The sequence below is a fragment of the Methylobacterium sp. 17Sr1-1 genome, from assembly GCF_003173775.1.
Classification (GTDB): domain Bacteria; phylum Pseudomonadota; class Alphaproteobacteria; order Rhizobiales; family Beijerinckiaceae; genus Methylobacterium.
Map to the genome: position 1 here is coordinate 595780 of NZ_CP029552.1, position 18648 is coordinate 614427.

The 18648-nt window shown below is 71.3% G+C and carries 16 protein-coding genes; 4 read left to right on the plus strand and 12 right to left on the minus strand.

Annotated elements, in window-relative coordinates:
- Window positions 1–24: 24 nt before the first annotated feature.
- Window positions 25–612, minus strand: coding sequence for a TetR/AcrR family transcriptional regulator (locus DK412_RS02760; RefSeq protein ID WP_109970696.1), 588 nt, complete (start codon window positions 610–612; stop codon window positions 25–27).
- Between the two features lie 105 nt (window positions 613–717).
- Here DK412_RS02760 and DK412_RS02765 point away from each other — a divergent pair, with 105 nt between their 5' ends.
- Window positions 718–1128 (plus strand): RidA family protein, encoded by a 411-nt coding sequence (locus DK412_RS02765; RefSeq protein WP_109970697.1) that lies wholly within the window; start codon window positions 718–720, stop codon window positions 1126–1128.
- A gap of 7 nt (window positions 1129–1135) precedes the next feature.
- On the opposite strand, the gene DK412_RS02770 is transcribed toward DK412_RS02765, so the two are convergent.
- Window positions 1136–2452 (minus strand): MFS transporter, encoded by a 1317-nt coding sequence (locus tag DK412_RS02770; RefSeq protein ID WP_109970698.1) that lies wholly within the window; start codon window positions 2450–2452, stop codon window positions 1136–1138.
- 160 nt (window positions 2453–2612) lie between these two features.
- On the opposite strand from DK412_RS02770, the gene DK412_RS02775 reads away from it, so the two are divergent.
- Window positions 2613–3464: an oxidoreductase gene (locus DK412_RS02775; protein WP_109970699.1), complete on the plus strand. Its 852-nt coding sequence runs from the start codon at window positions 2613–2615 to the stop codon at window positions 3462–3464.
- Window positions 3465–3742: 278 nt separating this feature from the next.
- Here the strand turns inward: DK412_RS02775 and DK412_RS02780 are convergent, their stop codons facing one another.
- The 6 genes from DK412_RS02780 to DK412_RS02805 all read right to left on the minus strand — a co-directional run bounded on the left by DK412_RS02780 (window position 3743) and on the right by DK412_RS02805 (window position 10440).
- Window positions 3743–4771, minus strand: a complete 1029-nt coding sequence (locus DK412_RS02780) for a GTP-binding protein (protein ID WP_109970700.1) — start codon at window positions 4769–4771, stop codon at window positions 3743–3745.
- Window positions 4768–6378: an amidohydrolase family protein gene (locus tag DK412_RS02785; RefSeq protein WP_109970701.1), complete on the minus strand. Its 1611-nt coding sequence runs from the start codon at window positions 6376–6378 to the stop codon at window positions 4768–4770. Before DK412_RS02785 ends, DK412_RS02780 begins: the two co-directional genes overlap by 4 nt.
- Window positions 6379–6395: 17 nt before the next feature.
- Complete coding sequence (locus DK412_RS02790) at window positions 6396–7232, minus strand: ABC transporter permease (protein WP_109970702.1); 837 nt, start codon at window positions 7230–7232, stop codon at window positions 6396–6398.
- A gap of 252 nt (window positions 7233–7484) precedes the next feature.
- On the minus strand, window positions 7485–8510 hold the full coding sequence (locus tag DK412_RS02795; RefSeq protein ID WP_109970703.1) for an extracellular solute-binding protein: 1026 nt from the start codon (window positions 8508–8510) through the stop codon (window positions 7485–7487).
- On the minus strand, window positions 8507–9568 hold the full coding sequence (locus DK412_RS02800; RefSeq protein WP_109970704.1) for an ABC transporter ATP-binding protein: 1062 nt from the start codon (window positions 9566–9568) through the stop codon (window positions 8507–8509). The genes DK412_RS02795 and DK412_RS02800 overlap by 4 nt, the downstream gene beginning before the upstream one ends.
- The gene (locus DK412_RS02805) at window positions 9568–10440 is read right to left on the minus strand and encodes an ABC transporter permease (protein ID WP_109970705.1); all 873 of its coding nucleotides are present in this window, start codon (window positions 10438–10440) and stop codon (window positions 9568–9570) included. Before DK412_RS02805 ends, DK412_RS02800 begins: the two co-directional genes overlap by 1 nt.
- A gap of 454 nt (window positions 10441–10894) precedes the next feature.
- Here DK412_RS02805 and DK412_RS02810 point away from each other — a divergent pair, with 454 nt between their 5' ends.
- Both DK412_RS02810 and DK412_RS02815 read left to right on the plus strand, forming a co-directional pair.
- Window positions 10895–12139 carry an amidohydrolase family protein gene (locus DK412_RS02810; protein ID WP_109970706.1) on the plus strand — a complete coding sequence of 415 codons (1245 nt, stop codon included), beginning with the start codon at window positions 10895–10897 and terminating at the stop codon, window positions 12137–12139.
- Window positions 12140–12752: 613 nt separating this feature from the next.
- Entirely contained in the window at window positions 12753–14438 is a 1686-nt protein-coding gene (locus tag DK412_RS02815; protein WP_109970707.1) for a methyl-accepting chemotaxis protein, read from the plus strand.
- A 7-nt stretch (window positions 14439–14445) separates the two neighbouring features.
- Here the strand turns inward: DK412_RS02815 and DK412_RS02820 are convergent, their stop codons facing one another.
- Genes DK412_RS02820 through DK412_RS02835 form a run of 4 tightly spaced genes read right to left on the minus strand, consistent with a single transcriptional unit; the run spans window position 14446 to window position 18513 of the window.
- Window positions 14446–15207 carry a DeoR/GlpR family DNA-binding transcription regulator gene (locus tag DK412_RS02820; protein WP_109970708.1) on the minus strand — a complete coding sequence of 254 codons (762 nt, stop codon included), beginning with the start codon at window positions 15205–15207 and terminating at the stop codon, window positions 14446–14448.
- A gap of 5 nt (window positions 15208–15212) precedes the next feature.
- Window positions 15213–16211, minus strand: a complete 999-nt coding sequence (gene pdxA / locus DK412_RS02825) for a 4-hydroxythreonine-4-phosphate dehydrogenase PdxA (protein ID WP_109970709.1) — start codon at window positions 16209–16211, stop codon at window positions 15213–15215.
- Window positions 16208–17494 carry a four-carbon acid sugar kinase family protein gene (locus DK412_RS02830; protein ID WP_245447397.1) on the minus strand — a complete coding sequence of 429 codons (1287 nt, stop codon included), beginning with the start codon at window positions 17492–17494 and terminating at the stop codon, window positions 16208–16210. The genes pdxA and DK412_RS02830 overlap by 4 nt, the downstream gene beginning before the upstream one ends.
- On the minus strand, window positions 17491–18513 hold the full coding sequence (locus DK412_RS02835) for a 2-keto-3-deoxygluconate permease (protein WP_280953970.1): 1023 nt from the start codon (window positions 18511–18513) through the stop codon (window positions 17491–17493). Before DK412_RS02835 ends, DK412_RS02830 begins: the two co-directional genes overlap by 4 nt.
- Window positions 18514–18648 lie beyond the last annotated feature (135 nt).

Sequence of the window (18648 nt, forward strand, 5' to 3'; positions counted from 1 at the left end):
GCGGGGACGGGTGTCAAGTTGGGCTCAAGGACGCGCCAACCCCTCCGCCAGCCGCCCGAACGCCTCGAGCGCCTTCGCCAAGGTCGCCTCCGGCTCCCGTGACGCCGCGACCCACAAAGCCGCGTGGAGCGAGGCGCCGTTGAGGAGCCGCGCGGCGGCCTCCGCGTCCACCGGGGGGATCGCCCCGTCCGCGACGAGGGCCTGGATGCGCCGCGTCGTCTCGGCGAGGCAGGCGTTCTGGCTCGGCCACAGCGACGGATCGCCGAGGAAAGCCGGGCCGTCGAGGAGGAGGATGCGCTGGATCTCCGGCTCCAGGGCCATCTCGATATAGGCCCGGTACTCGTCGAGGAGGCCGCGCCACGGGTCGGAGGCCCGCTCGCCGATTGCGCGCAGACGCGCCGCCATCTCGACGTCGATCTGCTCGATCACCGCCTGGAGCAGACCCTTCTTGTCGCCGAAATTGTGATAGAGCGCACCCCGCGTCAGCCCGGCGGCGGCGGTCAGCTCGTCCATCGAGGCGGCAGCGAAGCCCTTCTCGGCAAAGGCCGCCCTCGCCGTCCGGATGAGCTTCTCCTTCGTCTCCTCCATCATCTGCGCGCGTCGTCCAGCCATCGCGACCCCACCCGTTTCGACATACGTCACGTATGTGAGTTGACATACGGCGCGTATCCATGCTCTCTCACATACGTCACGTATCTCAAATCGAGGAAGCGATCCATGGCCCTGGCACCCACCAAGCGCGACGCCGTCTTCCCGCCCGGCCGGCAGGCCCTGTACGAGGAGCACCGCTACTCGGCGGCGATCCGTTCCGGCGACCTCCTGTTCGTCTCCGGTCAGGTCGGCAGCCGTGAGGACGGCTCGCCGGAGCCCGATTTCGAGGCGCAAGTTGCGCTCGCCTTCGCGCGGCTCTCGGCGGTGCTGGCGGCGGCGGGCTGCACCTTCGACGACGTCGTCGACGTCACGACGTTCCACACCGACCCCGCGGCGCAGTTCGACGCGGTGATGCGGGTGCGCGATCGTGCGATCGGGGCGGCGCCCTACCCGAACTGGACGGCGGTCGGCGTGACCTGGCTCGCGGGATTCGACTTCGAGATCAAGGTGATCGCACGGATTCCCGGCACCGCCTGATCCGGGATCAGGGTTTCGCCGGCGCCTCGTCGGAGATGCCGACCTTGGCCCAGACGGTGAAGGCCAGCAGCGCCACCGGCACGCCGATGAGCGAGGTCAGGACGAAGAACAGCGGAAATCCCGTCCGCTCGACGAGGAAGCCGGAGAACCCGGCGAGCACACTGCCCGGGAAGGCGCAGAGCGAGGTCAGGAGCCCGAACTGGCTCGCCGCGTGCTCGGTCGAGGCCAGCGTCGACATGTAGGTGATGAGCACCACCGACGCGAAGGCGTAGGCGAAGTTGTCGATGCCGACGGTGACCGCGAAGGTCCAGAAGGCCTGGCCGCCGTCGCCGCCATGCGCCGCCAGGTAGGCGAGGCTCAGGTGCGAGGCCGAGGCCGCGACGGTGCCGACGAGGAGGCTCGGCAGCATGCCGATCCGCGGGATGAGGGCGCCGGCGAGGAAGGTGCCGCCGAGCCCGATCCAGAAGCCGAACAGCTTGGTGACGGTGGCGATGTCGGTGTTCGAAAAACCCTGGTGCTTGAACAGCGGCACCGCCATCGCGGTCGCGACGTAGCCCGGCATGCGAAAGCCCGCGACCAGCAGCAGGATCGCCGGCGCCATCGGGCCGAGGCGGGAGAGAAGATCGCGGATCGGCGCCCAGACCGTGTCGACGAGGCCGGCGCGGGCGGGATGAGGCACCTTGTCCGAGGGCGGCTCCGGGGCGAGCACGGCCGCGATCATGCCGACCAGCATCAGCGCGCCCATGACGAGGTAGGCGCCGCGCCAGCCGATCCGGTCGGCGAGGAACAGCGCGCCGGCCCCTGCCGCGAGGTTGCCGATGCGCCAGCCGATCTCGGTCCAGGACGACAGCACGGCCTGCTTCTCGGGCGGCCGCACGCTGGTGATGCGCCAGCCGTCGACGACGAGGTCGAGGGTCGCCCCGGCGAATCCGAGCGCCACCGAGAAGGCGATCGTCCAGGCGAGCCAGTGCGCCGGATCCCCGAAGGCGATGCCGGCGAGCATCGCCATGACGGCCGCTTGCGCCACCACGATCCAGCCGCGGCGCCGGCCGAGGCGCGCCCCGAGGAGCGGCGGGTCGTAGCGGTCGAGGAAGGGGGCCCACAGGAACTTGAACTTGTAGGCCAGCGTCATCTCGCTCAGGAGACCGATCAGGGCGATCGAGAGGCCGGCGTCGGACAGCCACGCGGCCTGCGTCCCGTAGACGAGCAGGAACGGGATGCCGGAGGTGAAGCCGAGCCCCAGCGCCGGCGCGATCCGGCGGTCGGTGAACAGCGCCGACCAGAACGGTTCCTTGTCGGGGGATGTCACGGCCGGCGCGGTCATGCTCGCTCGAATCTGCGGGCCCCGATCGGGGCGGAAGGTCGGGCAACCACGCCTCAACCGGGCGGGTGTGACAGCCGTTCCGGCGGAACCTGTGTCGCACGTCCCGCGATGGTCCGGACGACCGGTCATAGCACGGCCGCCATCTTCGGAACTCCTCTCCATGACGCAGACATCGACGCCCGTCTGGCTCATCACCGGCTGCTCCACCGGCTTCGGCCGCGAACTCGCGAAGCTCGTCCTCGCCCGCGGCTGGCGCGCCGTGGTGACGGCGCGCGACGCCGCCCGGGTCGCCGACCTCGCCGCCGGGGCGGAGGACCGGGTGCTGGCCCTGCCCCTCGACGTGACGAGGGCCGATCAGGTCGCGGCGGCCGTGAAGGGCGCCGAGGCGCGGTTCGGCCGCGTCGACGTTCTCGTCAACAATGCCGGCTACGGCTACCAGGCCTCGGTCGAGGAGGGCGAGGACGAGAAGATCCGCGCCCAGTTCGACGCCAACGTCTTCGGGCTCTTCGCCCTCACCCGCGCGGTGCTGCCGGTGATGCGGGCGCAACGGAGCGGGCACGTCATCAACATCACGTCGGTCGCCGGGCTGATCGGGTTTCCGGGCTCGGGCTACTACGCGGCGACGAAGCACGCGGTCGAGGGCTGGTCGGACGCGCTGGCGGCGGAAGTCGGACCGCTGGGGATCCGGGTCACCTGCGTCGAGCCCGGTCCGTTCCGTACCGACTGGGCCGGCCGCTCGCTGGTGCAGACCCCGAGCCGGATCGCCGACTACGCCGAGACCGCCGGCGCCCGCATGAAGGCCACCGCCGGAAACAGCGGCACCCAGGCCGGCGACCCGGTCCGCGCCGCCGAGGCGATGATCCGGCTGACCGAGAGCGCGTCGCCGCCGCGCCACCTCGTGCTCGGCGCCTTCGGCTTCGAGGCGGTGACCGAGCGGATGCGGGCGCGGCTCGCGGAGATCGAGGCGTCGGAGGCGGTGAGCCGCGGGGCGGATTATCCGGCGGGGGCGTGATACTGTTTCTGCTCAATCTCATTTTATGAAGATAAAGCACGTCTCCCCTCTCCCGTGTGGGAGAGGGGCCGGGGGTGAGGGTGGCGTGCTTCAGTGTGAAGCGCTGAGCGTGGTGCTGGCAGCGTGACGGTTCAGATCTATCCTGAAGCGCGCCACCCTCACCCCTACCCCTCTCCCACACGGGAGAGGGGATCCCGCGCTCGACTGATATTATGGACGATCCAGAGTAAGGCGTGAGAGGATGTCGGTTTGTGCGATCGAGTCTTGTCGATAGCACCTCAACCCCGCACCCCCTCCGCCCGCGGCACCCCGGCCCCCGCCTTTACGAACGGGCTGCCCGGCACCCGCGGCGCGAAGCGGAACAGCCTGGCGGGCGCCACGCCCTCCAGTTCCCCCGCCGCCAGATCGCGGGCGATCACCACCACGAACGGCGCGGCCGCCTCGCCCGGCCGGCCGAAGGGGCGCGGGCGCGAGAACAGTGTGCCGACGCTCTCGACCAGCACGGGCCGGTCCGCCTCGACCACCCGCACCAATCCCTTGAGCCGCAGCAGCCGCTCGCCGAGATGGCCGGCGAGGTTGTCGAGCCAGGCCGCCAGATCGTCGTAGGGGAGGGGGGCGAGCGGCCGGGCGAGCCAGACCGCGACGCGGGGATGGGCGCCGGCGGGCTCCGCCTGGAGCAAGGCCGGATCGAGGCCGGCGCCGGGCAGCGGCGCGAAGGCGGCCGCCACCGCGGCGGCACGGTCGGGATCGGCCACGATCTCGGCGAGCGGGTTCAGGCCCGCGACCTCGGCCCTCGCCTGCGGGAGGCGACCGTCGGGCGCGGCGTCGAGCTTGGTGAGCACGATGCGGTGGGCGGCGGCCCATTGCGCCGCGGCCTCCTCGAAGGCGGCCGTCTCGGGGCCGCGGAGCGCATCGTAGGTGGCGAGGACCGAGACCCGCATCGGGAACCCGGCGAGGCTCGCGAGCTGGCGCAGGACCGGGCCGGGCTTCGACAGGCCGCTCGTCTCCAGCACGATGCGTCGCAGCGGACCCGAGGCCTCCGGCCGCTCGGCGGCGAGCAGCGCCTCGACGGTGCGGGCGAGGTCGCTCGTCATCTGGCAGCAGACGCAGCCATTCGCCAGCATCGTCATCGGCACGTCACCCCCGCTCTCGCGCAGGATCAGCCCGTCGAGGCCGATCTCGCCGGCCTCGTTGACGATGATCGCGGTGTCGGCCGCCTCGGGGAGGGCGAGGTAATCGCGCAGGAGCGTCGTTTTCCCCGAGCCGAGGAAGCCGGTGAGGACGACGAAATCGATGACGTCGCTCACGGCGCGGCCTGATCGACCTTGGCGTACTTCGCCGGCACCGCCTCGTCCCAGGTCGCCTTGACCAGCGCGCGCACATCGGCGAGCAGCTCGGCGGTGTCGTAGATCACCCCGTCCTTGATCGTGTATGTCAGGCCCCGGTGCCAGGTGGCGCCGTTCGTCGCCTCGTCGAGGCGGAGCGCCCCGGTGCCGTAGAGCAGCTTGAAGTCGGTCAGCGGGTTGTGGTCGTGGACGAGCAGATCGGCGCGCTTGCCGACCTCGACCGTGCCGATCTCGTCCTCGAGCCCGCACAGGGCGGCGCCCTGGGAGGTCGCGGCGCGCACCACCTCCAGCGGGTGGAAGCCCGCCTCCTGCAAGAGCTCAAGCTCGCGGATGTAGCCGAAGCCGAAGATCTGGTAGATGAAGCCCGAATCCGAGCCGGCGCAGACCCGGCCGCCGCGGTTCTTGTACTCGTTGATGAACGCCATCCAGAGCCGGTAGTTCTCCTTCCACTCGATCTCGTTCTGGGTCGACCAGCGATACCAGTACGAGCCGTGGCCGCCGCGCTGCGGGGTGAAGTAGTCCCACATCGACTTCCAGGTGTATTCCTTGTGCCAGTCGGCCTGGCGCGCCCGCATCAGGTCGCGGTTGGCGTCGTAGATCGTGAAGGTCGGCACGAAGGTGAAGCCGAGCTCCAGGAACCGCTCCAGGGTCTCGTTCCATTTCTTGGAGCCCGGCTCCGCGCCCTGGCGGAACATCTGGCCGGAGACGGAGAAGCGGAAATATTCGTCGTTGTAGTCGTAATCGAGCGGGAAGTTCTGCACCACCCGGTCCTCGAACAGCGCCTCGGGCAGGCCGTAATAATGCTCGGCGCTGGTGAGGCCCCAGCCGGCGGTGGTGAGCGCGTTCATCCGCGTCACCGCCATCTGGGCGTGGTGGCAGCCGGATTTGAGGCCGAGTTTGCGGCACTCGTCGAGGGCGGCCTCCATGATGGCGGGCGGCGCCCCGAAGAACTTCACCCCGTCGGCGCCGCGCTCCTTGAGCTTCCGCAGCCACGCCCGCCCTTCGTCCGGGGTGTGGATCAGCTTCAGCATGTCGTTGACGGCCGGGAAGTAGCTGTAGGCGAGAAGCCGCGGCGCCGCGATCTCGTTCGCGTCCGAGCGCTTCTTCTGGTCGAGCATCCAGTCGAGGCCGTTGAACGAGCCCATCTCGCGCACCGTCGTCACGCCGTGGGCGAGCCAGAGCTTGTAGACGTACTCGACCGGCGGCACCCAGCCGTTGGCGGCGTGATACGCGACGCCGGCATGCGCGTGGCAATCGACGAAGCCGGGCGTCACCCATTTGCCGCGGCAATCGATCTCGTGGTCGCCGGCTGCCGGGCGGTTGGCGGTGTTGGCGAGGTTGCCGGTGACCTTCTTCAGCTGCACGATGCGGCCGTTCTCGACCACGATGTCGGTCGGGCCGATCGGCGGCGCGCCGGTGCCGTCGATGACGGTGGCGCCCCGCAGCACCAGGCGCTTGTGCGGCCCGATCCCGCGGTCGCGGGAGGTCGAGGGCACGAGGGGCGGCTGGCCGGCCTTGGCCCGCTCCGCGGCGAGCTCGTTGCCGGCGAGGATGGGGGCGTCGCTCATGGTGTCCTCCCGTTTTCCTAGTTGATCTGGCGGGCGTAGCGGCGTCCGAGGAGCGCGGTGCCGAGCGCCGTCAGCACCAGGGTCGCGGCGAGCAGGATGAAGGCCAGCGCCGCGCCGAAGGGCCAGTTCATGCCCCGCGAGAACTGGTCGTAGACGGCGGGCGCCATCATCTTGAACTGCGAGCCGCCGAGCAGCACCGCGGTCGCGTAGGTGTTCATGCACAGGATGAAGACGAGGACGCAGCCCGCCACCGTGCCGGGGAGCGCCAGCGGCCACACCACCCGGCGGAACACCGTGAAGCCGCTCGCGCCGAGATTCGCCGCCGCCTCCTCCACCGCCCGCGGGATGCTCTCGATCACCGAGGACAGGGTCAGGATCATGTAGGGCAGCACCACCGCGATCGTCCCGATGGCGACCGCGCCGGGCGTGTAGATCAGCTGCAGCGGGCTCGCGGTGATGTGCAGGCCGCGCAGGGCGGCGTTGATGAGCCCGTCATTGCCGAGGAGCCCGAGCCAGCCCGCCGCCCGCACGACGTTGCCGACGAGGAGCGGGATCAGGGTCAGGACGGTGACGAGGCTCTTCCACCGGCTCTCCATCCGGGCGAGCCGGTAGGCCGCCGGGAAACCGAGCGCCAGGGTCAGCGCCGTGCAGGTGAAGGCCATCACCAGCGTCGTGCCCATCACGCCGCGGTAATACGGGTCGGCCACGGCATTGAGGTAGTTCTGTGCCGCCGTCGCCTCGATCATCAGCTGCGTCGCGCTGTACTGATTGAGCGAGATGCGCGCGAGCAGCACCATCGGGCCGACCAGGAGCGCGGCGACGACGAGAACGGCCGGCAGGATGAGGGCGAACACGGGCGGACCTTTGGATTAGAGCTTATCGAAATGTCGGGAAGCCGGGTTCGGCACCCACATTTCCACCTCGCAGGGTCATCCCGGGGCCGCGCAGCGGAGCCCGGGATCCGGAACCTCGGGTGGTTCAGGATGCAGCGAACAGCGTCCCGCCCTCTTCGCCAGCGCCTGCGGTTCTGGATTCCGGGCTCCGCTGCGCGGCCCCGGAATGACGCGGAGGATGGAATACCTGTCGAGCAGACCGATCCGGCAGCCCTACCCCTTGAATTCCTTGTTCCAGAAGTCGGTGAACGCCCCCTGCTGCGCCTGCATCGTGGCGTAGTCGAGCGGGCGGAGCTTGGCCTGCTGGGCCTCCGTCAGGCTGATCTGCTTGGCCAGATCGTCCGGGAGCTTCGCGTCCTTGACGGTCGGCACGTAGCCCATCTTCTGCGCGAAGGCGACCTGCGCCCCCGGGTCGAGCATGGCGTTCAGGTACTTGAAGGCGCCGTCCTTGGCGCGCGAGTTCTTCGGCACGCCGGCCTCGAACAGGATCGGCAGCGCGCCCTCCTCCGGCACCGCCATCGCGACCGGGATGCCGGCCTGCTTCCACATGAAGCCGCGGGCGAGCCACATCAGCGAGATCCACACCTCCTCCGACTTGAGCGCCGCGGCCAGCGTCTCGTTCGAGGGATAGACCTTCGGGGAGAGCTTCTTCAGGTCCCGCAGGGCCGCCTGGCCCTTGGTGAAGTCGGTCGGCGTCCCACCGGCGCCGATATTGGCGCCCGCCATGTTGAAGTTCCAGAGGATGTCCGAGAAGCCGACCCGGCCCTTGTACTTCGGGTCGAAGATGTCGGCGTAGCGGGTCGGCGGGGTCGTCACCTTGCTCGGGTTGTAGAGCACGACGAGCGCCGAGTAGATGTGCGGGATCGAGTGGGGCTTCTTGAAGACGTCGATCACCTGCGACAGCCGCGGCACCTCGGCGGCCGGCACGGTCTCCAGCACGCCGAGCTGGCTCAGCATGTAGCTGTCGATGTCGTTGATGCAGGCGACATCCATGCTGGCGCGCCGGCTGGTGCGCTCGGCGATCAGCTTGGTGCGGCGCGGATCCTGGTTGGCGATGTCCTGCGACACCTCGATGCCCTGCGGCTTCATCAGCGGGACGTCGATGTTCTGCTGCAGGAGCGCGCCGTAATCGCCGCCCCAGGTGCCGACGACGATCGGGCCGGCCTCGGCCCGGGCGGGAAGCGTGCCGGCGAGGCCGAGGGCGGCGCTGCTGGCGATCAGGGAGCGACGGGTGATCATCGGGCGGGGCTCTCCGTACGGGGGATGACGCGGGCGGCGTCGGGGGTCCAGGTGATGCGGACGGGGTCGCCGGCCGCGAGGCGGCGGCGGGGATCGTCGGGAAGCGGCGTCGGGGTTACCGCGACGATCGCCTCGCCGGCGAGATCGAGGTGGTACTCGGTGCGGGCGCCGAGATAGGTCACGGCCCGCAGGCGGCCGGTGCCGGCGGGGTCCGGCGCGACCTCGATCCGCTCGGGGCGGATCGCCAGCAGGCCGCCGGCCGCCGTGGCGTCCGAGGCGCAGGGCACGGCGGCGCCGCTCGCGAGGCGGAACACGTCGGCGCCCTCGCGCGCGCCGTCGAGCAGGTTGCAGCGGCCGACGAATCCGGCGACGAACGTATTGGCAGGGCGCTCGTAGAGGTCTTCCGCGCTGCCGACCTGGAGCACGCGGCCGTGCTCCATCACCACCAGCCGGTCGGCCATGGCGAGCGCCTCGTCCTGATCGTGGGTGACCATCAGGGTGGTGAGGCCGAGGCGCGTCTGCAACTCGCGGATCTCGAGGCCGACCTCGGAGCGCAGCTTGGCGTCGAGGTTCGACAGCGGCTCGTCGAGGAGGAACACCGCCGGGCTCACCACGAGCGCGCGGGCGAGCGCCACGCGCTGCTGCTGCCCGCCGGAGAGCTGGCGCGGCAGCCGGTCGGCGAGCGCGTCGAGGCGCACCAGCCGCAGCGCTTCGGCGATGCGCCGGTCGCGTTCGGCCCGTCCCACCTTCCGCATCTCGAGCCCGAAGCCGACATTGTCGGCGACGCTCATGTGGGGAAACAGCGCGTAGGACTGGAACACCATGCCGGTGTCGCGGGCGTGCGGCGGAAGCCGCGTCACGTCGCGCCCGCCGATGACGACGCGGCCGGCGGTCGGCTCGATGAAGCCCGCGACCATCCGCAGCGTCGTGGTCTTGCCGCAGCCGGAGGGGCCGAGGAGCGCCACGAGCTCGCCCTGGCGGATGTCGAGGTCGACGCCGGCGACCGCGGTCGCCTCGCCGTAGCGCTTGGTGACGCCGTCGAGCTGGAGGGTGCCCATCAGACGACCCGCGACAGCTTCACGAAGCGGTCGGTGACCAGCATCAGGATCGTCACCATCAGGATCTGCGCCGTCGCGACGGCGGCCAGGGTCGGGTCCATTCGGAATTCCAGGTAGCTCAGCATGGCGACCGGCAGCGTGGTGCGCCCCGGGCCGACGAGGAGGAGGTTGAGTTCGAGGTTCTCGAAGCTCGCCACGAAGGAGAACAGGGCGGCGGCCACGATGCCGGGCCGCAGCATCGGCAGGGTGATGCGGCGGAAGACCGTGAGCGGCGTCGCGCCGAGATTGGCCGCCGCCTCTTCCGCCGAGCGGTCGAGCCCGGACAGGCTCGCGGTGACGAGGCGCACCGTCCAGGGGATGGTGATCAGCACGTTGGCGGCGACGAGGCCGCCGAGCGTCGCCTTGATGTCCGTGTCGAGCCAGTCCTCGGCCCGGAGATAGAACATGTAGAGGGCCGAGCCCGCGACGATCGCCGGCACCGCCAGCGGCGCCAGCAGGAAGGTGTTGATGAGCCCGCGCCCCGGGATGTTCGCCCGCACCAGCGCCAGCGCCGCGGCGGTGCCGAGCGGCACGCCGATCGCGGTGGCCATGAGGGCGATCTGGAGCGAGGTGAGGAAGCCGCGGGCGAAGTCGCGCTGCGCCCAGGCGTTGAGGTACCAGCGCCAGGTGAGGCCGTCGGGCGGGAAGGTGACGATCTCCTGGTCGAAGAACGAGGTGACGACCACCGTCACGATCGGCGCGAACACGACCGCGTAGGCCAGGACGACGGCCGCCAGGACGGCGAGGCGGCCGAGCCGGGCCGAGAGGCCAGCATCGGCAGGGGAGAGCCCGGCAGGGGCGAGCCCGGCGGGGGAGAGGGGGGCGGCGCGCATGCGGCTCACGGTTTCGAGGTGACGGCAGCTGACCTATTTGTAGGACAGGTCTCCGCCCTTTTGGCAAGGTCTGCCCGGGCGGCGAGCGAGGGGTTGGCAAGACGGGTGCCAAGCTCGCGGGCGGTCACGCAAGGGCCTCGCGAAAGCGGCGTCGCTTGCAGGTTCCCCCATGAGCCGCGGGGGCAGCACCCCCATGGGAGACCGGCGACCACCCGGCGATTCGATGCGTCGTCGCGGCGGGGATCTCGTCGGTCGTCCCAGGCACCAGCCGCTCGCGGGTCGCGAGGCTTTCGCGCCTGACGCTGGCGTCCGGTCCGCGTCACTGATCCTCCAGGATGCATCGCCTGATAAAAAAACAAGCTTGCCTGTTTTTTTATCGCTGTCCAGTGTGCCGCCGAACGCCCCGCCCGCCCGGCGATCCGGGCGCAACCCCGACCCAGCAGGGACCGCCCGCATGAGTGCCGACCTCGTCCTGTTCCGCAAAGCCCGCATCCTCGACGGCACCCACGACACCGCGCTCGACGGCCACGACGTGCTGGTCGAGGGCGGCACCATCCGGGAGGTCTCGGACCGGCCGCTCACCGCGTCGTCGGCCCGGGTGATCGATCTGAACGGCCGCACGCTGATGCCGGGCCTGATCGACTGCCACGTCCACGTCATCGCGACGATCCCCGATCTCGGCGCCAATGCCGAGCTGCCGGATTCCCTGGTGGCGTTGCGCACCGCGAAGATCATGCGCGGGATGCTGATGCGCGGCTTCACCACCGTGCGCGACCTCGGCGGCGCCGATCACGGGCTGGTCATGGCGGTGCGTGAAGGCCTGATCGACGGCCCGCGCCTCGTCATCTGCGGCAAGGCCCTGTCGCAGACCGGCGGCCACACCGATTACCGCGGCCGCTACCACGCGAGGGACGTGAGCCACTACGGCACCAAGCTCGGGGCGCTCGGCCGGGTCTGCGACGGGCTCGACGCGGTGCGCCGCGTGGCGCGCGAGGAGATCAAGGCCGGGGCCGACTTCATCAAGATCATGGCCAATGGCGGCGTATCCTCGCCGACCGATCCGATCGCGTTCTTCGGCTACTCGGTCGACGAGCTCCGGGCGATCGTCGAGGAGGCGAACAACGCCCAGACGTATGTCGCCGCCCATCTCTACACCGACGCGGCGATCCGCCGGGCGGTGGAGAACGGGGTGATCTCGGTCGAGCACGGCAACCTCGTGACGCCCGAGACCGCGCGGCTGATCCGCGAGAAGGGTGCCTACGTGGTGCCGACCAACGTCACCTTCGACGCGCTCGCGCGTGAGGGCGCGTCCCTGGGGCTGCCGCCGGCGTCGGTCGCCAAGATCGAGGACGTGCGCGAGGCGGGGCTTTCCGCCCTCGAGACCCTGCGGGATGCGGGCGTGATGATGGCCTACGGCACCGACCTCCTCGGCGAGATGCACCGCCATCAGTCGGAGGAGTTCGTGATCCGCGGCCGCTGCCTGCCGGCGATGGAGGTGATCCGCTCGGCCACGGTCAACGCCGCCAAGGTCGTGCGCCTGGAGGGCAAGGCCGGCGTGGTGGCCCCGGGCGCCTTCGCCGACCTGATCGTGGTCGATGGTGACCCGCTGACCGACCTCTCGCTCCTTACCGGCCAGGGCCGGCACATGCGGGCGATCATGATCGACGGGCGGTTCGTGAAGGACGAACTGGCGGCGTGAGGTCCCAGAGCCTGTTTGATTGATAGGTAGATTTTATCCCACTCACGACCTCATCCTGAGGTGTTAGTCGATTGAAAATCGACTGACCTCGAAGGAGGCTTCCAGAACTCTCCGAGGTCTCCGGAGTCCTCCTTCGAGGCTCGGCGATCTTCGATCGCCTCGCACCTCAGGATGAGGTCGTGGGTGGGAGAGAAAAGTGTCTCTTGGTGCTGTCCTCGCAACTCAAACAGGCTCTCACGGCCGCGGGATCATGCGGGAGCCCCGCTCCCGCCGGAGAGGCGAACAGGCACGCAGCTTCTCGTCGATCCGTTCCGCGGCCCATGGGAGGGCAGGCCGGCGCGTCATCTCGCGCCGAGCTGCTGATTCAGTGTGAGTGCGCACGAGCTATGACCGCTTCCTGCTCACCATAGGCGGGCGCATTCGGTCGTATAGAGCCGATTTCGATCGCAGGCCATGGGACGACAGACCGGATCGAGGCGACGTCGTCGCCACGATGACGCTACGATGACGTCACGGAATGCTGCGAATTCAGGTGGGCGGCGCTCAAGAACGCTTAACCGTTCGTCGGGGAGAATGGCGCCGTTCGATCTTCGGATGTCGGGAAGGCAGCATCATGCGTAACGGGGTGTCGATCGCGGCGAAGCTGGGGCTGTGCCTCGCTGCCCTGGTCCTTCTGATCGGCGCGACGAGCGGCCTCTCGCTGACCGAGCTGAGCCGGGTCAACACGGCCGCGTCGGACCTGCGCGACGTCCGGGTGCCGGCGACCGACACGCTCGGCTGGATCGGCATCAACATCATGCGCCAGCGGGTCAACGGATCGCGGCTGATCACCGCCGACACGCCGGAGCTGCGCGCCGAGGTCGCCGGGCAGATCGCCAAGCGCGACGCGATCATGGAGGCGCAGTACGCCCGCTTCGAGGCGCTGCCGCTCTCGCCGGCCGAGCGCGAGCTCTACAAGGAATTCCGCCGCCACGTCGCCGACTACGCCGAGCAGCAGCGCCAGGCCGTCGCCAAGGCGACCGCCGGCGACATCCCGGGCGGGCAGCGGATCTACAACACCACGATGTCGAACGGCATCATCGCCATCATGGGCGCCTGGGAGAAGCTGGTGGCGCTGAACGGCGCCGGCTCGAAGGCGAGCGGCGACCTGATCGAGGAGACCTACGCCGCGGCCAACCGCAACATGCTGGCGCTCACCGCGCTGGCGCTCCTCGTTGCCGGCGGCGCGATGGTGCTGGTGCGCCGCGGCGTCGCCGGGCCGCTGCGGGCGATCACCGCCGCGACCCAGCGGCTCGCCGGCGGCGACACTGGGGTGGCGATCCCGGGGCAGGCGCGCCGGGACGAGATCGGCGCGCTCGCCGGCTCTCTGGTGGTGTTTCGCGACAACCTGATCCGCAGCCGCGCCCTGGAGGAGGAGACCGCGCTCGCCCGTGCCTCGGCCGAGGCGCAGCGCAAGGCCGGCATGCGCCAGATGGCCGATGCCTTCGAGGCGGCGGTCGGCAGCATCGTCGGCGGCGTGTCGGCGGCGGCGACCGAGCTCGAAGCCACCGCCCGCTCGCTCAGCGGCAGCGCCGCGGAGGCCGCTGGCCAGTCGGGCGCCGTCGCGGGCGCGGCGAGCGAGGCGGCCGCCAACGTCACCGTGGTGGCCGCGGCCGCCGAGGAGCTGGGCTCGTCGGTCCAGGAGATCGGCCGGCAGGTCTCGGGCTCGGCCGAGCTGGCGCGGGTCGCCGTCTCCGAGGCCGGCGAGACGGTGGCGCTGGTGCAGGACCTGTCGCAGGCCGCCGCCAAGGTCGGCGACGTGGTGGCCCTGATCTCGTCGATCGCGAGCCAGACCAACCTGCTCGCGCTCAACGCCACGATCGAGGCGGCGCGCGCCGGCGAGGCGGGCCGCGGCTTCGCCGTGGTGGCGGCGGAGGTCAAGCAGCTCGCCGGCCAGACGGCCCGGGCGACCGAGGAGATCACCGGCCAGATCGGCCGCATCCAGGCCTCGACCGGCCAGGCCGCGGCGGCGATCGACGGCATCGGCCGGCGCATCCGCGAGATCGACGGCGTCGCGAGCTCGATCGCGGCGGCGGTCGAGGAGCAGGGCGCGGCGACCCAGGAGATCGTCCGCAACGTCGCCGAGGCGGCGGCCGGCACCGGCGCGGTCACCGGCACCATCGCGACGCTGGCCGAATCCGCCGGCGAGACCGGGGCGGCCGCCGCCCAGGTGCTCGGCGCGGCCTCCGAGATGTCGCGCCAGTCCGAGCACCTCTCGGCGGAGGTGGCGCGGTTCCTGGCGACGGTGCGGGCGGCCTGATCGGGGTTCACCCCGCCGCCCGCACCACCCGCGCCCCCGCGGCTTCCGCCTCCGCACATTGCGCCTGCGTCGCCCCGGCATCGGTCACCAGGGTCCAGCGGCGCGGCAGGGGCGCCCAGGCCCCTTGCGTCGCGCGGCCGAGCTTGGAGGAATCCATCAGCACCACGATCTCGGCCGCCTGCTCCATCATCAGCGACTTGAGGGCGACCTGCTCGATCGCCGCCTCGCACAGGCCGCGGCCGGCGACGAAGCCGTCGCCGCTCACCACCGCCTTGTCGGCGGTGAGCCGGCGCAGCGAGGCCTCGGCGAGGGGACCCATGGTGCTCATGCTGCCCGGCCGCACCGCGCCGCCGAGCACCGTCAGGGTGAGGCCCGGCGCGCCGGCGAGCACGCTCACCAGCGGCAGGTTGTTGGTGACGACCGCGTGGCGGCGCCCGGTCAGGCCGGCCCCGAAGGCGGCCACCGTCGAGCCGCCGTCGAGGACCAGGATGTCGTCGTCGGCAAGGAGCGCCAGGGCGGCCCGGGCGATGGCGGCCTTCTCGGGCCGGGCCTGCGCCTCGCGCTCGGGCAGGCTGGTCTCGGGCAGCGGATGGGCGATCACGGCGCCGCCATAGGTGCGCCGGATGGCGTTCTCCGTCGCCAGCCTTTGCAGGTCGCGCCGGATCGTCGAGGCGGAGACGCCGAAGCGTTCCGCCAGCTCCTCGACCACGACCTCGCCGGCCTGGAGGGCCTCGAGCAGCAGCGGGTGCCGGTGCCGGCCGCGGGTCACGGGTCTCAGACCGCCCGGCGCGGCGCGAGGTCGACCGCCTGGCGCAGCGCTTCGACCAGCGAGCCCGCATCGGCGACGCCCGTGCCGGCGATGTCGAAGGCGGTGCCGTGATCGACCGAGGTGCGGATCACCGGCAGCCCGACGGTGATGTTCACCCCCGCCTCCAGTCCCAGGACCTTGATCGGGCCGTGGCCCTGGTCGTGGTACATCGCCACCACGATGTCGTAGTCGCCCCGTCCCGCGAGGAAGAACAGCGTGTCGGCGGGCAGCGGCCCCTCGACCCGCCAGCCCTTGGCCCGGCAGGCCTCGACGGCCGGCGTGATCTTCTCGGCCTCCTCGCCGCGGCCGAACAGACCGTTCTCGCCGGCATGCGGGTTGATCGCGCAGACGCCGATCCGCGGATTCGCGATTCCCGCCTTGACCAGGGTGTCGTGGCCCCGCGCGATCACCCGCTCGACGAGGCCCGGCTCGATCCGCGCGATAGCGTCGATCAGCCCAATATGCGTCGTGACGTGGATCACCCGGAGCTTGGGCGAGACCAGCATCATCGAGACTTCCGGCGTACCGGTGAGCTCGGCGAGGAGCTCGGTGTGGCCCGGATACTTGTGGCCGGCGGCGTGCAGCGCCTCCTTGCTCAGGGGCGCGGTGCAGATCGCGGCGGCCTGCCCGGCTTGGACGATCCGGACCGCCCGCTCGATAGAGCGGAACGCCGCCTCGCCGGAGACCGGCGAGACCTTGCCGAAGGGATGGCCCGGCGGGATCAGCCCGAGATCGATGCACGCGACGGTGCCGGGGGCGTCCGTCGCCTCCTCGGGCGAGGCGATCGCCTGGACGTCGAGGGCCGAGCCGACGATGCGGCCCGCCTCGCGCAGGCGCCCGGCGTCGCCGACGACGAGCGGCCGGCATAGCGCGGCGACCTCGGGGAGGGCCAGCGCCTTCATGATGATCTCAGGCCCGATGCCGGAGGCATCGCCCATGGTGATCGCGACGGTCGGTCGGCTCATGTCGAGGGTCCCTGGTGACTGATGGCCCGGAGGTGATGCACGGCGCGCAGGAGCGTGTCGTCGTTGCCGAACGCGCCGGCCTTGGTGACGATCGGCACGGCGAGCGCGCCGCGCGTCAGGCCGAGGGACACGCCCGGCTCGATCTCGTCGATCAGCCGCAATCCGTCGATCCCCAGATGGGCGAGCAACGCCGCCGCGGTCTCGCCGCCCGTCGCCACGAGCGCTCCGAGATGGGGTGCCACGGGGGCGAGCCACGCGCCGAGGGCGTCGGCGAGGCGGGGCCCGAGGGCGAGGTCGGGGCTTTCGCCCATCGCGACCTCGACCAGCACGTCCTCCCCGGCGCGCAATCCCGCCGCCACGGCGGCGCGGCAGCGCGCCCGCGCGGCCTCGTCCGTCCCGAGCAGCAGGTCCGGCGCGACGGGGACGTGGCGGGTCTCGCCGACGAGCCGGCGCGCGGCGGCGCGGGAGGCGGCGGCGAGGCTTCCGACCACCACGAGGGTGCCGCCGGGGCCGGCCGCGATCGCCTGCGCCGGGGCGGAGGGCCCCGCTTCCCGCTCGGCCAGCGCGTGGGCGAGGCCGGCGCTGCCGATCCAGACCAGATTCTGCTGCGCATCGAGCGCGAGGCCGGCCTCGGCGATCCGCGCGAGGTCGTCGTCGGTCTCGGCATCGGCGACCGCGACCGCGCCCGCCCGCGCCGCGTCGGACAAGGCCGCGCGCAGAGGTTCGCCGCCGGCCCGCACGGTCGCGAGGGCGATCGTCGCGCCCGGCAACCCGGCTTCCTCCAGCATCGCGGAGAGCGCACCGGTCGCGTAGGTGTGGTCCCGGCGCCAGAGCTCGGTCTCCTCCAGCGGCCGGCCCCCGACCCGGATCTGGCCCGCCACCGTGGTGCGACCGGTCGCCGGGAAGGCCGGCGCCAGGATCCCGAAGGCCGCGCCGCCGCGCCGGCGCAGGGCCTCGAGGGTGGCGGCCAGCTCCGCCGCGGGCTGCCCGCGCAGGGTCGAGTCGATCTTCTTGAACACCGACCGGCCGGGACGTCTCTCGTCCGAACGATGCAGCCGGTCGAGGAGGGCGGCGTGGCGCGCCGCGGCCGCCTCCGGGCCGAGCTGGCGGCTGTCGGCATCGTGCGAGACGACGTCCTCGTCAGCCCCGGATTCCTGCGCTCCGGATTCCGCCGCGCCCCATTGCACGCGGGCCGAGCGGCCGCGCCGGGCGAAGGCGATGGCGCAATCGGCGGCCCCCGTGAGGTCGTCGGCGAGGATGAGCCAGCGGCGCGCCACGGTCACACCCGCTCCGCCACACGCGGGGATGGGACCGGCGCGGCCTCCTCCTCCGGGCGCTCGCCGAAATGCCGGGCGGTCCAGGCGGTGGCGAGCGGGGTGAGGATGGCGGTGACCACCACGGTCGCGGCGACCAGCACCGTCGCGGGGGCGGCGGCATCGGCATAGGCCGGGTTGGCGGCGGCGATGATCGCCGGGACCGCGGCGGCGTTGCCGGCGGTCGAGGAGGCGGCGACGCCCGCCACTCCGGTGCCGCCGGTGAGCCGGTCGGCGAAGAAGAGCGGAATGCCGGTCACGACCACCACCGCGACGCCGAGCCCGAGGCCGAGCAGCCCCGCCTGCCAGATCTTGGTCAGGTCGAGCCCGGTGCCCAGCGCGAACGCGAAGAACGGGATCATCACCGGCACGGCGCGGCCCAGGAAGTCGCGCATCTCGCGGTCGAGGTTGCCGAGGATCATGCCGACGAGGAGCGGCAGGATGCTGCCGACCATCGTCTGCCACGGAAACGCCGACAGGCCGGCGACGCCGAGCGTCACCATGGTGAGGAAGGGCCCGGATTCGAGGCACATGATCGTGTAGGCACCGACGTCCCGCGGCCGACCGTACTGGCCCATCAGCGCCATGTAGAGGCCGCCATTGGTGTCGTTCATGGCCGCGACGATCGCCAGGGTCGAGAGGCCGGCGAACAATCCGCCGGCGATCGGCGCCTCGCCGAGCAGGCGGCCGAAGATCACCCCGAGGATCATCGCGATCCCGACCTTCACGACGAGCAGCGTGCCGCCCTTCTTGACGATGTAGGGCGTCGCCCGGAAGTCGATGCTCGCGCCCATACAGACGTAGAACACCGCCAGGATCGGCAGCGCGCCGGTGAACAGGGCGCCGGTGAACGAGCCGAACACCTTCGGGGTCGCCGGGAACAGGGTCGCGATCACCGCGCCGACGAGCAGCGGCACCACCATCATCCCGCCCGGCACGCGCTCGATCGCGCGCTTGATCCCGATCTCTCCCATCCGTAGCCCCGCCATGCGGTCCTCCCTTGCGCGGATCGCGCAGTGAATTGCGCGTATGTCCGACTGTTAGCGCTTGAAGAACGCATAAACCGCTGGAGGTCAATCGTTGATTTGCGCGATATGCGCGTATTGCGGGGGTGGGTGCCTTCG